The organism is Herbiconiux liukaitaii, from assembly GCF_041927495.1.
In the GTDB taxonomy this organism is placed as follows: Bacteria; Actinomycetota; Actinomycetes; order Actinomycetales; family Microbacteriaceae; genus Herbiconiux; species Herbiconiux liukaitaii.
The window spans coordinates 38,321-53,229 of the sequence record NZ_JBHFHG010000003.1 but is presented as its reverse complement, the minus strand read 5'-3'; the positions used below and the strand labels follow the sequence as shown (position 1 = coordinate 53,229).

Annotated in this window: 15 protein-coding genes; 12 read left to right on the top strand and 3 right to left on the bottom strand. The window is 71.2% G+C overall.

Annotated elements, in window-relative coordinates; all coding sequences use genetic code 11:
* Positions 1 to 44: 44 nt before the first annotated feature.
* On the top strand, positions 45 to 1,331 hold the full coding sequence (locus ACEXQC_RS04675) for a CDP-glycerol glycerophosphotransferase family protein (protein WP_374818994.1): 1,287 nt from the start codon (positions 45 to 47) through the stop codon (positions 1,329 to 1,331).
* Between the two features lie 41 nt (positions 1,332 to 1,372).
* Here ACEXQC_RS04675 and ACEXQC_RS04670 read toward each other — a convergent pair whose 3' ends face one another.
* Together ACEXQC_RS04670 and ACEXQC_RS04665 are read right to left on the bottom strand one after the other, a co-directional pair.
* Entirely contained in the window at positions 1,373 to 1,618 is a 246-nt protein-coding gene (locus ACEXQC_RS04670) for a hypothetical protein (RefSeq protein ID WP_374818991.1), read from the bottom strand.
* A gap of 83 nt (positions 1,619 to 1,701) precedes the next feature.
* Positions 1,702 to 2,547: a hypothetical protein gene (locus ACEXQC_RS04665; RefSeq protein ID WP_374818989.1), complete on the bottom strand. Its 846-nt coding sequence runs from the start codon at positions 2,545 to 2,547 to the stop codon at positions 1,702 to 1,704.
* 48 nt (positions 2,548 to 2,595) lie between these two features.
* Between ACEXQC_RS04665 and ACEXQC_RS04660 the strand changes: the two genes are divergently transcribed.
* The 3 genes from ACEXQC_RS04660 to ACEXQC_RS04650 all read left to right on the top strand — a co-directional run bounded on the left by ACEXQC_RS04660 (position 2,596) and on the right by ACEXQC_RS04650 (position 4,975).
* Positions 2,596 to 3,333: an acetolactate decarboxylase gene (locus ACEXQC_RS04660; protein WP_374818987.1), complete on the top strand. Its 738-nt coding sequence runs from the start codon at positions 2,596 to 2,598 to the stop codon at positions 3,331 to 3,333.
* Entirely contained in the window at positions 3,326 to 3,907 is a 582-nt protein-coding gene (locus ACEXQC_RS04655) for an MOSC domain-containing protein (protein ID WP_374818985.1), read from the top strand. Before ACEXQC_RS04660 ends, ACEXQC_RS04655 begins: the two co-directional genes overlap by 8 nt.
* Positions 3,908 to 4,000: 93 nt before the next feature.
* Entirely contained in the window at positions 4,001 to 4,975 is a 975-nt protein-coding gene (locus ACEXQC_RS04650) for a TIGR03557 family F420-dependent LLM class oxidoreductase (RefSeq protein WP_374818983.1), read from the top strand.
* 6 nt (positions 4,976 to 4,981) lie between these two features.
* On the opposite strand, the gene ACEXQC_RS04645 is transcribed toward ACEXQC_RS04650, so the two are convergent.
* Positions 4,982 to 5,944 (bottom strand): aminodeoxychorismate lyase, encoded by a 963-nt coding sequence (locus ACEXQC_RS04645; RefSeq protein WP_374818981.1) that lies wholly within the window; start codon positions 5,942 to 5,944, stop codon positions 4,982 to 4,984.
* A 71-nt stretch (positions 5,945 to 6,015) separates the two neighbouring features.
* On the opposite strand from ACEXQC_RS04645, the gene ACEXQC_RS04640 reads away from it, so the two are divergent.
* The 8 genes from ACEXQC_RS04640 (at position 6,016) to ACEXQC_RS04605 (ending at position 14,904) form a co-directional block, all read left to right on the top strand.
* A complete protein-coding gene (locus ACEXQC_RS04640) occupies positions 6,016 to 7,719 on the top strand; it encodes a CYTH and CHAD domain-containing protein (protein WP_374818979.1) in 1,704 nt (567 codons plus the stop codon).
* A 98-nt stretch (positions 7,720 to 7,817) separates the two neighbouring features.
* On the top strand, positions 7,818 to 10,031 hold the full coding sequence (locus ACEXQC_RS04635; protein WP_374818978.1) for an acyltransferase family protein: 2,214 nt from the start codon (positions 7,818 to 7,820) through the stop codon (positions 10,029 to 10,031).
* Positions 10,032 to 10,139: 108 nt separating this feature from the next.
* The gene (locus ACEXQC_RS04630) at positions 10,140 to 10,598 is read left to right on the top strand and encodes a formate/nitrite transporter family protein (protein WP_374818976.1); all 459 of its coding nucleotides are present in this window, start codon (positions 10,140 to 10,142) and stop codon (positions 10,596 to 10,598) included.
* Positions 10,595 to 11,965: a DUF2254 domain-containing protein gene (locus ACEXQC_RS04625; protein WP_374818974.1), complete on the top strand. Its 1,371-nt coding sequence runs from the start codon at positions 10,595 to 10,597 to the stop codon at positions 11,963 to 11,965. The genes ACEXQC_RS04630 and ACEXQC_RS04625 overlap by 4 nt, the downstream gene beginning before the upstream one ends.
* 38 nt (positions 11,966 to 12,003) lie before the next feature.
* Positions 12,004 to 12,558 carry a TetR/AcrR family transcriptional regulator gene (locus tag ACEXQC_RS04620; protein ID WP_374818973.1) on the top strand — a complete coding sequence of 185 codons (555 nt, stop codon included), beginning with the start codon at positions 12,004 to 12,006 and terminating at the stop codon, positions 12,556 to 12,558.
* Entirely contained in the window at positions 12,555 to 14,099 is a 1,545-nt protein-coding gene (locus tag ACEXQC_RS04615) for an MFS transporter (RefSeq protein ID WP_374818971.1), read from the top strand. Before ACEXQC_RS04620 ends, ACEXQC_RS04615 begins: the two co-directional genes overlap by 4 nt.
* Entirely contained in the window at positions 14,096 to 14,416 is a 321-nt protein-coding gene (locus ACEXQC_RS04610) for an ArsR/SmtB family transcription factor (RefSeq protein ID WP_374818969.1), read from the top strand. The genes ACEXQC_RS04615 and ACEXQC_RS04610 overlap by 4 nt, the downstream gene beginning before the upstream one ends.
* Positions 14,413 to 14,904 (top strand): SRPBCC family protein, encoded by a 492-nt coding sequence (locus ACEXQC_RS04605; RefSeq protein ID WP_374818967.1) that lies wholly within the window; start codon positions 14,413 to 14,415, stop codon positions 14,902 to 14,904. The genes ACEXQC_RS04610 and ACEXQC_RS04605 overlap by 4 nt, the downstream gene beginning before the upstream one ends.
* The last annotated feature ends 5 nt before the right edge of the window (positions 14,905 to 14,909 follow it).

Here is a 14,909-nt window from a genome sequence, read left to right as displayed (position 1 = left end):
CCGATCCGCACGGGCCGTCGCCCACCCCTCGTTAGCCTTGATGAGTGGGTGTGCTGAGCGATGCGAAACTGGGTCTGAAGGTCGTCCGCGACCTCTTCACGGGGCGCGCCGTGCGATCGCGACTGGCCGCCCAGCTGGCGGATCGCGGTCCGCTGCCCGTCCGCCGCTTCGAGATCGCGGTGTACTTCGCCGACAGCGCCGTGAACATCTACCAGATGCGGCAGTGGTACGCCCCGCTCGCCGAGCTCGCGAAGACGCACCCCGTGGTGATCCTGAGCCGGAGCCCGGACGGCACGAGCGCGCTGCTCGAGGAGTCTCCCGTTCCCGTGGCGTACGTGCGCAAGGTGGCCGATCTCGAGGACTTCCTCGAGCAGCACGAGCTCAAGATCGTGCTCTACGTCAACCAGAACGCTCGCAACTTCCAGATGATGAGGTACGGCCGTCGCTGGCACGTGTTCATCAATCACGGCGAGAGCGACAAGATGTACATGACCACGAACCAGTTCAAGGCCTACGACTACAGCTTCGTGGCGGGCGACGCCGCCATCGCCCGACTGCAGCGGGTGCTCTGGGACTACGACTTCGACAAGCGCGCCCTGCCCATCGGCCGCCCGCAGGCCGACCACTACTCGCAGGCCACGCCCTACACGCCCGACGAGCGCACGGTCGTGCTCTACGCCCCCACCTGGGAGGGCGACCGCTCGGCCGCCGCCTACGGTTCGATCGAGAGCCACGGCGTCGCCCTCGTGAACGACCTGCTCTCCTCGCCCGCGCATCGCCTCATCTACCGGCCGCATCCGCGGAGCGGCGTGCTCGACCCGGCTTATGGGGCTGCGGACCGCGCCATCGTGGCCGCCATCGCTGCGGCCAACCGCGCCGATCCCTCGGCCCAGCACGTGCACGACACCGGGGCGGAGCTCGGCTGGCAGCTCGCGGTGGCGGATGTGGCGATCGTCGACATCTCGGCCATGGTCTACGACCGCCTCGCCACGGGCAAGCCGCTGCTCATCACGCGCCCCGTGGCCCCCGACGCCCAGATCGACACGGGCGGGTACCTCTCGGACTGCGAGTGGCTCGACGCCTCGGAGGCCTCCGACGTGCGGTCGAGGATCGAGCAGGTCTCGCACGACTCCGCGGCGGGCGTGCGGCTCGGTCGGTGGGTGCAGCACTACTTCGGCGACACGACGCCCGGCATGGCCACGAGCCGCTTCCACGGCGCCATCGAGAAGCTGCTGGCCGAGTGGACGCGCAACGCGTCACTGCACGCTAGGGACGAACCGGTCGACGTGCACGAGATGCACGGCATCGCCGACGAGTCCGACGAGCGGTAGAGCAGGGCCCTCCGTCACCGGCAGGGCGCCGAGCTCGATGGCTAGCTGTGGGAGGAGCGGGAGACCGCGTACTTGGCCACGACCACGGTGACACCGGCGATCACGAGGAAGACCGCGGCGACCACGAGCATGGGCGTGAAGTCGTAGCCGGTCTGCGCGAGGGTGGGCTGCGGATCGGCGTCACCCGCGAGGGCCGAGGCCGAGGCGGCGACAGCACCGGTGCCGAGCAGCACGGCCGTGGTGACGACCAGGGCGACGAGGCGGGAGAGCGTCGAGCGAATGCGCATCTTGCCCTCCATCCGGCTCGCGCGAGGGGGCGAATGTGCCGCACTCGAACCCAAGGCTACCACTTGCCTGTGAATCCCGGCGTTCAGATGCGGATGTCAGGCACCTGCGTGTCGGAACCGTCGCGGGGCCCGGGCGCTTCGGTGATCTCCTTGCGCCGCCCCGGCAGGGCCAGCCGCTTGCCGGACTTCGGGGCCTTCAGCTCCTTCTGGCGGCTCTCGCCCTTGATCGCCTTCGCCGGCTTGGCGGGCTTCATGGTGATCGCGAGCTCGGAGGGGAAGCCGAACGGCGGCGCGCCGAAGGCCGTGCGGGCGCTGTTCACCACGGTGCGGCCGAGCATGAGGTTGCCGACGCCGCCGATGGCCGCTCCGATGCCGAACGGGATGGCGCGGCCCACGACGTTGGCGCCCTGGCCGGCCGCGAAGCGTTTGAGGAAGGCCTTCTTGAGCTGATCGGCCACGGGACCCACCACGAACTGCGGCATGCTGCTCGTGACCACCTGGCCCCAGTAGGCGTTCCTCGACGCACCTCCCGAGGCCTGTCCCGCGATCTGCCTGAGCATGTCGCTGCCCGCCTTGCCCATGAGCATCGTCATGACGAGCGCCCTGGCCCGGTCGGGATCCTCGATCGCGATGCCGTGCACCTCGGTGACCGACTGGGCGAAGAGCGCCGTGGTCTCGAGGAAGCCCGCGGTCTCGACGGCGCTGAGCCCGAGCGAGATCCCGGTGCCGACGAACGGCAGCATCGAGCTGGCCCCGACTGCGGCGCCTCCCGTGGTGACCGCCGTGACGTAGCGGCGCTCCAGGATGGCGAGCAGCTCGGCGGGCGAGGCGTTGGGGTGGAGTCGACGGATGCTGCGGAGGTGGGCGAGCACGACCGGCCTGTGCACGCTGAGGACACGGTCGATGTTGCGCTCGGTTCGGGTAGCCATGAGACCACTCTGGTGCGTTCTGCTGAAGAGTGCGCGAGAATGCCCATCATGCGACGCCCGCCCGCCCACAAGCTCCTGCAGCAGTTCTCCCTCGTCGACGCCCTCGTGGCCGGTCTGTTCGACGGTGTCTTCAGCGTGGGGGAGGTCGGCCGGGCAGGTGGGTTCGGGCTCGGCTGCGGTGATCACATGGACGGCGAGCTCGTGGTGCTCGACGGCGTGTTCAGGCTCTTCCACGGCGACGGCACCGTGACCGTGCTCGACGACGACGACATGCTCGCGTTCGCCGAGGTCGTGGACTTCGAGGCCGGAGGCTCCGAGCTCGTCGAGGCGCTCGAGGGGCTTCGCGAACTCGAGGAGGAGGTGAGCCGACGGGTCGTGAGCGCCAACATCTTCCACGCCGTGCGCTTCGATGCCCACTTCGCCTCGATCAGCCTGCGCGAGGCCAAGCGCCAGTCGAAGCCGTACCTGCCGCTCGCCCAGGCGGTGCACGACCAGCGCGAGGTCGTGCTCACCGACGTCTCGGGCACGCTGCTCGGCTTCCTCGCGCCTCAGGTGTTCCAAGGGGTGACCGTGGCGGGTGCCCACTTCCACTTCGTCTCCGCCGACGGTGAGCAGGGCGGCCACGTGCTCGGGCTCACGACCGCCACGGGAGACCTCGCCGTGGAGAGCTACTACGGCGTGAGCGTGCGGCTGCCGAGCTCGCCCGAGTTCCTGGCGGCGGAGCTCGACGTGGAGGGCGCCGACGACGCCATCCGTCACGCAGAGTCCGATCACCAGCGTGGGTGACGGCACGAGCCCTGGCTCCCCGGTCGATGTCGTCTCGTACGACGTGGTGGTGGAGCACCTGCTGGCGTCGTCGCGCCACCGGTACGAGGGGAGGCCCTCGGACGGCGTGAGGTCGGCCGCCCCAGGCGAGCAGGAGTCGCGCGAGCTCGTGCAGGTGCGCGCCGGGCGCGGCATCGTGGGCGACCGCTTCTTCGGGCACGGAGCGCACAGCACCGCCTCCGTCACGGTGATGGCGGCCGAGTCGCTCGACCACGTGATGCTGGCCCTCGGTCTCGACCACCCGCTCGATGCCGCATCCGCTCGCCGCAACATCGTGGTGCGCGGCTTCGACATCGATGCGCTGAAGGGCGAGGAGTTCAGCCTCGACTCGGGCGACGGCCCGGTGCTGTTCCAGGGGCATCGGCCGGCCAACCCGTGCGGGTGGATGGACGTGGTGCTCGCCCCAGGCGCCCACAAGGCGCTGCGCGGGCGGGGTGGCGTGCGGTGCGCGCCGCTCACCGACGGGGTGCTGCGGCTCGGACCGGCGGTGCTCCGCACCTCGGCGCGATCGCTGCGCGAGCCCACACTCGTCTGAACCAGCGCGCGGAACCCCGAGCGCGGAACCCCGAGCGCAGGGGAACCCCGAGTGCCACGGTGGAAGGAGACCACCCACGCAGAGGAGACGACCATGACGCGATTCGGCTACACCCTCATGACCGAGCAGAGCGGCCCCCGGGAGCTCGTGCGCTACGCCGTGGCGGCCGAGGAGGCCGGCTTCGACTTCGAGGTCTCGAGCGACCACTACTCGCCCTGGCTCACCGAGCAGGGGCACGCCCCCTACGCCTGGACCGTGCTCGGCGCCGTGGCCCAGGCCACCTCGCGCGTGGAGCTCGCCACCTACGTGACCTGCCCCACCGTGCGCTACCACCCCGCCGTGGTGGCGCAGAAGGCCGCCACGCTGCAGCTGCTCTCGGAGGGTCGCTTCATCCTGGGCCTCGGCTCGGGCGAGAACCTCAACGAGCACGTGGTGGGCGAGGGCTGGCCGGCCGTCGACGCGCGTCAGGACATGTTCGAGGAGGCCGTGACGATCATCCGCGAGCTGCACTCGGGCGATCTCGTGACGTACGACGGCGCCTACTTCCGGGTCGACTCGGCGCGCATCTGGGACCTGCCCGAGCAGGGTGTGCCGATCGCCCTCGCCGTCTCGGGGCCGAAGTCGGTGGAGCGCTTCGCGCCTCTCGGCGACCACCTCGTGGCCGTGCAGCCCGACGCCGACCTCGTGAAGGGCTGGGCGGCGGCCTCCGGATCGGGAGCCGCGTCGCGTGCCATCGGGCAGCTGCCCATCTGCTGGCACCCCACCTCGAAGGAGGCGGCGATCGAGAAGGCGCACGCGCAGTTCCGCTGGTTCGGCGGCGGGTGGGCCGTGAACGCCGACCTGCCCACGCCCGCCGGGTTCGAGGCGGCCAGCCAGTTCGTGCGGCCGTCGGATGTGGCGGAGTCGATCCCGTGCGGGCCCGACCTCGACGAGATCGCCGAGAGCTTCCGCCCGTACATCGAGGCGGGGTTCACGGATGTGGCGCTCGTGCAGGTGGGCGACGAGGGCCAGGACGAGTTCCTGGCCGAAGCGGCCCCGGCGCTGCTGGAGAAGCTGCGGGCGCTGTAGTTCGGGTCAGGCCGCGGGCTGTGCCGAGAGGTGCGCATTGAGCGCCTCGGTGAGCTCGCGGTCGACCTCGAGCGGCCTGCCGTCGAGTGCGGTGACGGGCACGGCCTGGCGCACGGCGGAGACGAGCCAGACCGCATCCGCTCGATGCAGGTCGCTCACCCTGAGCTGCACCGCGCCCGTGTCGTGGCCGAGGCCCTCGAGGAACTCGAAGGCGCGGCGCTGCGTGGTGCCGGGCAGGATGCCGACCTCGGCGGAGGGGGTGCGGAAGCGGCCGCCCTCGCGGAGCAGCACGCTCGCGGTGGGGGCCTCGAGCACGAAGCCGTCCGAGCTCGTGAACACGACCTCGTCGGCACCGCGCCTCACGGCTTCGCGGATGGCGGCGGTGTTGATGGCGTAGGAGAGGGTCTTGGCACCCTGGAGCAGCCACGGCGAGGTGGTGGCCACGTCGTGGCGGTAGCCGCGGTCGAGGGTCACCACGCGCACGCCGTCGCGGCGCATCGCGGTGAAGTCGCGGGCGGGCTGGGCGAGCACCCAGCCGGTGGGGCGGCCCGAGCCCTCGATGCCGCGCGTGAGCACGAGCTTGACCGCGAGGATGCGGGGCGCACTCGAGGGGGCGGGCGTCGCGGGGTCGTCGGCAGTGGGCGCGGAAGTGGGCTCGACAGCGGCCTCGTCGCCGGGGGTGGCGGCCTCGATCGCGGCGTGGATGGCCCGACGCCACACGTCGGCGCGGGGTTCGGGGAGGTCGAGGAGGGCCGCCGAGGCGCGGAAGCGGTCGAGGTGGGCGTCGATCGCCGGGGCCCTGCCGTCGGCGACCATGATGGTCTCGAACACGCCGTCGCCGCGCGTGGCACCGAGGTCGAGCACGCTCAGCTGGGGGAGGGAGGGGTCGGCGCGCTCGAAGTCGAGGCCCCCACCCGCCGGGGTGCCGGCAGCGGCATTGGAGACCAGAATGAGAACGGGCGCGGACATCACCCCAGTGTGCGCCGCCCGCACCCCGCCGGCCGTCGCACGCGCCGACACCTCGAGAGACGACCGGAGACATGGCTCACACCACGCAGATCGAGATCGAACGCAAGTACGCCGTCGACGCAGGGCTCGAGCTGCCGCTCGAGGCTCTCGGCGCCCTCGCCGCAGAGGGCAGGCAGCATGAGGCCGTGCAGCTGGAGGCGGTCTACTACGACACCGCCGACGGCGCTCTCGCCCGCGAGCGGATCGCCCTGCGCCGCCGTGAGGGCGGGCACGACGAAGGATGGCACGTGAAGCTCCCCGCCACCGAGGGCCGCGAAGAGCGGCAGTGGGCCCTCGACGTCGGGGCGGAGCCGGGCGACGACGACCCTGCGGGGCCGATGGAGGTGCCCGCCGTCGTGCTCGACGCGGTGGCGGGGCACGTGGGGGAGGCCGCCCTGACGCCGCTCGCGCGGTTGTCGACCTCCCGGCGCATCCTCGAGCTCGTCGACGCTGCGGGGGACGTTGTGGTGGAGATCGCCGATGACAGCGTGACAGGCACGGATGCCAGGGCAGGCACCGTGCGGGTGTGGCGGGAATGGGAGGCGGAACTCGGGCCCGCAGCCCCCGACACCCCCGAGAAGCGCGCCGCGCTGCTCGACGAGGTGGAGGCGGTGCTGCTTGACGCGGGTGCCTCGCCGTCGCCGAGCGTCTCCAAGCTCGCGCAGGCGCTCGGCCGCACCGGACTCGGTGCCCCCGGAACTCCCTTCGACTCGGCGCGCTCAGCGGCGGGCCAGTCGGGCGAATCCGGCGAGCCCGCTGTCGAACCGGTGGGAGGAGCCCTGGGGGCCGGCATCCGGGAACTCGTCGAGCGCATCGATCGGCTCGATCCCGCTGTGCGGACGGATGAGCCCGACGCGGTGCACGAGCTGCGCGTGGTGGTGCGCCGGCTCAAGACCGTGCTCGCGGTGCACCGCGACCGAGTGCCCGAGGAGGCCGCGGGGCTCGGGCTGGAGCTGCAGCGGGTCGCGCGAGCTCTCGGCGAGGTGCGCGACCTCGAGGTGCGGGTGGCCGAGGCCACCACGGCGCTCGACGAGGTCGTGGCGCTCCGGGGCGTCGATGACCCCGCGGCCCGCCGTCGTCTCGTCGAAGAGACGGTGGCGGAGCACGCGAAGGCGCTCGAGCACCTGCGCTCCGTGCTCGAGGAACCGGCCTGGAGCGAGCTGCGCGACGACCTCGCCGCGCTCATCGGCCGCCGGCCGGGTGAGCGATCCGAGTCGGGCAGGGCGACCGGGAACAAGACCCTCCGCCGCTCGGAGGAGAAGGCCGAGCGCAGGTCGGCACGGAAGGTCGAGCGCAAGGCGGCACGCAAGGCGCTGCAGAAGGCGGCCAAGCGCGCGGTGCAGCGCTCGGTGAGCAGGAGGGACGCCGTTCAGGCGACCCCCCGCGTCACGAGCGTCGAGGTCCCGCCCTCCGAGGCGGCGCTGGCGATGGAATCCCTGCACCGCTCGCGCAAGGCGGCACGTCGACTGCGCTACGTGGCCGAGTTCGAGACCACCACCGGCGTGCTGCGCGCCGAACGCACCGCCGACCTGGCGGAGGAGCTGCAAGATGCCCTCGGCGACCATCGCGACGCTTCCGTGTTCGCCGAGTTCGTGCTGCTCACGGCGGCACGCGCCGAGGCGGCGGGCGAGTCGGGCTTCACCTACGGGGTGCTCTACCAGCGATCCCTCGACCGAGCACTCGAGGCCCTCGACAGGGCCGCAGAAGCCCGCCACGCCCTGCGCCGCCTCCCCTGACGCGGGGCTCCTGCACAGGACCCCGATCACGAGCACTCCTCCACAGGTGTCGTTCACGGCACGGTGACGTCGTCACGGACCGCTAATGTGGTCACGCCATGACGACCCCTGCAGCACTCCACGACCGATACCGCGCCGACATCCAGGGGCTCAGAGCCGTGGCGGTGGTGGCCGTCGTGCTCGCCCACGTGCTGGGCTGGCCGCGCGGTGGATTCGTGGGCGTCGACGTCTTCTTCGTGATCTCCGGCTTCCTCATCACCGGTGTGCTGCTCCGCGACCACGAGAAGCACGGTCGCATCTCGCTCCGCCGCTTCTGGTCGACCCGCTTCCGGCGCATCGCACCCGCCGCCGTGCTCGTGCTCGCCGCCACGACGGTCGCCGCCTGGTTCCTCTTCAACCAGCCCAGGTTCGTGCAGACGGGCTGGGATGCCGTGTCGTCGTTCCTCTTGGTCTCCAACTGGCGGTTCGCCGCCGAGGGCACCGACTACTTCGCCATGGACGACGCGGTCTCACCACTGCAGCACTTCTGGTCGCTCTCGGTGGAGGAGCAGTTCTACGTCGTCTGGCCCGTGCTGCTGCTCGTGCTGCTCGTGGCCTTCAAGGGGAGAGGCCGCGTGGGCGCGGGGGTCGCGCTCGCCGTGATCGTGGCCGCCTCGTTCGCGTTCGCCCTGTGGCAGAGCGGATCGAACCCCCCTGTCGCCTACTTCTCCACCCTCACGCGGGCATGGGAGCTGGGGCTCGGCGGCCTCCTCGCCGTGGCCGCACCGCTGCTCGCCCGGCTGCCGCTCGCCGTGCGCGCGGTGCTCGGCTGGGCGGGCCTCGGCGGGGTGCTCGCGTCGTTCTTCCTGATCGACGACACCGTGCTGTTCCCCGCACCCTGGGCGGCCCTGCCCGTGCTGGCGGCCGCGGGTGTGATCGTGGCGGGCATCGGCAGCGCGCCGAAGCACCTGCTGTTCCCCCTCAGCAACCCCGTGAGCGTGTTCTTCGGCAACATCTCGTACTCGCTCTACCTGTGGCACTTCCCCGTGCTGGTGTTCCTCTCGGTGCTCATGCCGGTGCGCAGCCTGCAGGGCGATCTGATCATCCTGGGGCTCGGGCTGGCGATCGCGGTGGTCTCGTACTTCCTCGTGGAGCAGCCGCTGCACCGCTCGCCTTGGCTGCGGCGGGTCGGGCAGCCTGCGCCGGTGGTGGTGCCGAGCGGCACGCCGAGTGCGGAGGATGCCGAGCCCGACGGCCCCACGCCCTGGCAGGCCTGGCGCGATCGGTTCAGTGCCCAGTTCATCCTCTCGTCGCTCGGTCTCGTGGTGATCGTCGTGGTCGTCGCCGTCACCGTGCAGCTCTCGGTGCGGGGCAGCGGGCCGCTCTCCCTGCCCGGCCCGAACGCGCCGTCCGCCGGCGCAGAGGCACCCGGGGCCGATCCCGGCGCTGCTCCCGCCGATCCCGCCGCACCGGCCCCTGCCGTCAACCCGGAGGACGCGCTGCAGGCCGACCTCTGGAACGCCGCGTCCGCCACCGAGTGGCCGTCGAACCTCTCGCCCTCCATGGATCAGGCGATCGCCGACAGCTCGAGCCGCAACCCCGCCAACGACTGCTTCGCGGTGGGCGGCACCCCCGACTTCGACCGCTGCAGCTGGGGCGACGGCAATGCGCCGAACCACCTGTACCTCGTGGGCGACTCCACCGCCCTCGCCTACGCTCCCGCCTTCAAGGAGCTCGCCGAGACGAGCGGCGGCCAGTGGCGGGTGACGGCCGTGGGCCTCTACGGTTGCCGCTTCACCGACGTGCTCGTGCAGAACGACGGCGACGGCGTGATGGATGCGTGCCCCTCGCGCAAGCAGGACGTCGCCGCCCGCATCGCCGAGGACTCCCCGCAGCTCGTGGTGGTCTCCAACGCCTACGCGCTCGGCAACAGCACGGATCGCCGCCCGCTCTCCACCACCGATCTCGTGGCCTCGACACTCGCCGAGGCGGCCAAGTACGGCGTGCCGGGGCGGGTCGTCTACCTCGCCCCGCCGCCCCTCGGGGCCAACCTCGGTGCCTGCTACTCGCCGGTCACGAGCCCGCAGAACTGCAACGCGGGCATCGATCCGGCCTGGAACGAGTTCGAGGCGGCCTTCGAATCGGCCGTGGCGGCGTCGGGCACGGGCGATCACGTGGTGAGCTCGCTCGGCTTCAGCTGCGCCGACGGGTTCTGCCCCGCCTTCGCGGGCACCACACCCACCAAGTACGACCAGGTGCACATGACCCCGGAGTACGCCAAGCGCGTCGCACCCGCCATCCAGTGGGAGCTAGCGGCCCAGGGCCTCTTCTGACCCGAAGGCTCTTCTCGGCGCAAGCCCTTGCATGACGGGCCCCGCCGCCCGACAGTGAGGCATGCCACAGCCACGATCGACCGCGCCCTCCACCATCGCGGTGACCCCGTGACCGACGACCGTCGTCGTGAGATCGGCGACCGCGACGAGCCCATCGAAGACGAACTGGCCGACTGGTTCGACAACACCGTCACCGAGGGTGCCGAGAGGCTGCATCGCACTTGGCGCGGAGTGCTCATCACGGGCTTCTTCGGCGGGCTCGAGGTGGGCCTCGGGGTCATTGCGTACCTCGCGGTGCTGCATCAGACGGATGACCACCTGCTCGCTGGGCTGGCCTTCAGCGTGGGCCTCGTGGCCCTGCTGCTCGCGCACAGCGAGCTGTTCACCGAGAGCTTCCTCATGCCCATCGCCGCGATCGTGGCCAAGGAAGGCACGGTGGGGCAGCTCGCCAAGCTGTGGGGCGGCACGCTCGTGATGAACCTGCTCGGCGGCTGGATCTTCAAGGAGCTCTTCTCCCGCGAGGCTGCGCCGGGCTCACCCCGGAGCAGCGAGAGGGGAGAGGCGTGAGACCGTCCACCGTACGGGGCCGCGGGCGGCTCGCTCGAGTCGCGGAGTCGATCGAGTCGCGGCTGTGGCCGCTGCCCGTCGCCGCCATCGCGGCCGCCGTCGTGCTCGGCATCCTGCTGCCCCGCCTCGACCTGATCGTGGATTCCGACCTGCCCATCGGCGTCGACTCGGCGGTCTTCAACGGCGGGGCCGAGACGGCGCGCTCGGTGCTCTCGTCGATCGCCGGGTCGCTCATCACGGCGACGTCGCTGACCTTCTCGCTCACGGTCGTGGCACTGCAGCTGGCCAGCAGTCAGGCGTCGCCGCGGGTGCTCCGGTTGTTCTCCCGCGATCGGCAGGTCCACGCGACCCTCGCGGTGTTCCTCGGCACCTTCGCCTACGCCATCACCGTGCTGCGCTCCATCCGCGACTCCACCGACGACGATCCGGAGTTCGTGCCGAGGATCGCGGTGACCGTGGGCTTCGCGCTCACGCTCGTGAGCGTCATCATGCTCGTGTTCTTCCTCGCCCATCTCGCAGCCCAGCTGCGTGTCGAGACCATCATGAAGGAGATCCACGCCGAGACCGATCGCACCATCGACCTCGTCGGCGACAGCCAGGCGGCCGTGACGGCCTTCGAGGGCCGGATCACCCTCCCGGAGCACAGAGAGGTCGTGCGGGCCGACTCGTCGGGGTTCGTGACGAGCGTCGATCGCCTCGGTCTGATCCGGTTCGCCACGGATCACGGGATCGTCGTGCAGGAGACGAAGCGAGTGGGGGAGAGCATCGTCGCCGGCACGCCGCAGGCGTTCTGGTGGGTGGCGGGCGGGCTCGCTGACCCGACCGGACCCGGCGGTGCTCCGGAACCCGCCGAGGTCGACGAGGCGGTCAGGCGCGCGATGAGCATCGGCTACGAGCGCACCGCCGCCCAGGACGTCGACTACGGGGTGCAGCAGATCCTCGACATCGGGGTGCGTGCGCTCTCGGCGGGGATCAACGATCCCACCACGGCCGTCAACGCCCTCGGGCACCTCGGCGCCCTGCTCGCCCGCGCCGTGGCGCTGCCCGCCCTCCCCACGGGTCTCGCGAGTGAGGACGGCCGACTCGGTGTGGTGACGGCCTCGCGATCGGCTGCGGAGTTCGTGCGCGACTCGCTCACGCCGATGCGGCACTACGGCGCAGGCGACCCGGCGGTGGTGACGCGCCTGCTGCAGACCGTCTCCGATCTCGCCTACTGCTGCCCCGACCGCCCCGTCGTGGAGGCCCTCCTCGAGCAGCTGTCTGCTCTCGAGAGGCAGCTCGCTCGCGACGAGTCCGATCCGTCCGAGGCAGCGAGGCTGCTCCAGGCGACCGAGGCGCTGTCCATCAGACTTCGATCCGCCATCTGACATGGCCGACCGACTAGTCGGTCTGGTAGGGTGAGGGCATGCAGTCCGACGCGCGCGCCCACATCCTCGAGACCATGCGGGTGCTCACGATCCGCGCCGGCGCTCTGCCGTCGATGGATGCCGTGGCCAAGGCGGCCGGCGTCTCGAAGGGCGGTCTCACCCACCACTTCCCGAGCCGCCCTGCCCTGCTGAGCGCCCTCGTCGAGATGGTGGGGTGGCGCACCACCGAGACCTTCGAGCGGTCACGCGCCACCCGACCGGTCTCCGCCGCCTACCTCGAGACCTCGATGCCGGATTCCGGCGAGCTCGACGACTTCTTCGTGCTCTTCACCTGCTACCAGGCGCTGCGGGCCGCGGGCGTGCACGGCGATCCGGCCTTCGAGGCCTTCATCACCGACCTCACGCGCGACCTCACCGCCGAGCTCGGCGACCCGTTCAAGGCGCTCGTGGTGCGCCTGGTCGGCGACGGACTGCTGCTCAACGCCGTCATGGGCACCCCGGTGCCCGGCCCCGAGCGCGACGCCCTCATCGAGCACTTCTCCGCGGGGCGTCCCACGCCCTCGGCCGCCACGACTCCCGAAAGCACCTCATGACCACCGTCTCCCGGCCCGCCTCTCAGCAGACGGCCTCGCCCCGCCGCGCCTGGTTCGCCCTCGCCATCCTCATGCTGCCCGTGCTGCTCGTCTCGATCGACAACACGGTGCTGAGCTTCGCCCTGCCCACCATCACCGAAGAGCTGAAGCCGGATGCTTCGACCCAGCTCTGGATGATCGACATCTACTCGCTCGTGCTCGCCTCGCTGCTCGTGACGATGGGCGGGCTCGGCGACCGCTTCGGCCGCCGCCGACTGCTCTTCATCGGCGCGAGCGGCTTCGCGGTGGTGTCGGTGATCGCGGCGTTCTCGCCCACGGCCGAGCTGCTCGTCGCGGCTCGTGCGGCTCTCGGCTTCTTCGGGGCGATGCTCATGCCGTCGACCCTCGCGCTCATCCGCAACATCTTCCCGGATGCCGACCGGCGCCGGCTGGCCATCGCCATCTGGGCCGCGGCCTTCGCGGTGGGCTCGAGCCTCGGGCCCATCCTCGGTGGAGCGCTGCTCGAGGTGTTCCCGTGGGGCGCGGTGTTCCTCGTGGCGGTGCCCATCCTCATCCCGCTGCTCGTGTTCGGGCCGTTCCTCATCCCCGAGTCGAAGGATCCGCATCCCGGCCCGCTCGACATCCCGAGCGTCGTGGTCTCGTTCCTCGGCATGCTCGGGATCGTCTACGCCATCAAGACGCTCGCGCACGACGGCTTCGCCGAGGCCGCGCTCTGGATGCCTGCGGCCGTCGCGGGTGCGCTGGGTGTCGTGGGTGTGGTGTGGTTCGTGCGCCGGCAGCTGCGGAGCCCCCATCCGCTGCTCGACATGCGGCTCTTCGCCCACGGGCCGTTCACGGCGTCGATCCTGGCGAACTTCCTCTCGATCGTGGCGCTCATCAGCTTCCTCTTCTTCGTGTCGCAGCACCTTCAGCTCGTGCTCGGGCTGAGCCCGCTCGTGGCGGGGCTCGTGCTGCTGCCGGGTGCCGTGGTCTCGGTCGTGTCGGGGCTCGCGGTGGTCAGACTGGCCAGGCGGTTCCGCGCCGAGAGCCTGCTGCTCGTGGGGCTGCTGCTCGTGGCGTTCGGCTTCGGGCTCGCGTTCCTCATGCGGGGCGATCTGAGTGTGGCGGCCATCATCATCACGTTCGGTTTCCTCGAGCTCGGCATCGGGCTCTCGCAGACGCTCTCGAACGACATCATCGTGTCGAGCGTTCCGCCCGCCAAGGCCGGAGCCGCGTCGGCCATCTCGGAGACCGCCTACGAGCTCGGTGCCGTCATCGGCACGGCGACCCTCGGAACCGTACTCACGGCGTTCTACCGAGCGCAGGTGGAGGTGCCGGCCGGGCTCACGGCCGAGCAGACGCACGCCGCGGGGGAGACCCTGGGCGGTGCCGTCTCGGTGTCGCAGCAGCTGCCCGACGCCATCGGTGCGGCGCTCCTGGCCTCGGCGCAGCACGCGTTCGAGAGCGGGGTGGGAGTGCTCACCGCCTCGGCCACGGCCCTGACCCTCGTGGCGGCCGTGGTGGTCTGGGTCGTCTTCCGCCGCCAGAACGTGGAACGGTGACCCTCTCCGACCCCACCCGGCGCGCCGTGCTGCGGCGACTGGCCGAGGGGCCGGGGAGCGTGGGAGAACTGGCCGAGCCGTTCGGCATGGAACTCACCTCGTTCCTCAAGCACATCCGTGTGCTCGAGGCGAGCGGATGCATCCGCACCGTGAAGCGCGGCCGAGTGCGCGAGTGCGTGCTCGAGCCGGGCACCCTCTCCGAGGTGGAGGGGTGGCTCGCCGAGGAGCGCGCCGTGTGGGAGGGCCGGACCGACCGGCTGGAGCGATTCGTGCTGGGGGAGATCTCGCGCGACGACGAGGAGGACGAACGACCATGACCCGTGAAGACGCAGGGCTCGCCGAGGTGCTGGATCCGGAGCTCGATCTCGAGGTGACACGAGTGATCGCCGCCCCGCGCGCGGCGGTGTGGCAGGCCTGGGCCGACCCGCGCCGGTTCGAGCAGTGGTGGGTGCCCGCACCCGCCCGCTGCCGAGTGGCCGCCATGGAGTTGAGGCCGGGAGGGGCGTTCGAGACCCTCTTCAGCGAAGACGGCGAGCAGTTCGTGCCGCAGATCACCGGATGCATCCTCGACGTCGAGGAGGGGCGCCGACTGGTGTTCACCACGGCTCTCGTGGCCGGGTGGCGACCAGCGGCGCAGCCGTTCATCACCGCCGAGTTCACCTTCGAGGATCACCCCGAGGGCACGTTCTACCGCGCGCGGGCGATGCACAAGGATCCCGCCGACCGGAAGATGCACGAGGAGCTCGGCTTCTTCGACGGGTGGGGAACGGTGACTCGCCAGCTCGCTCAGGTGGTGGAGAGGTAGTCCCC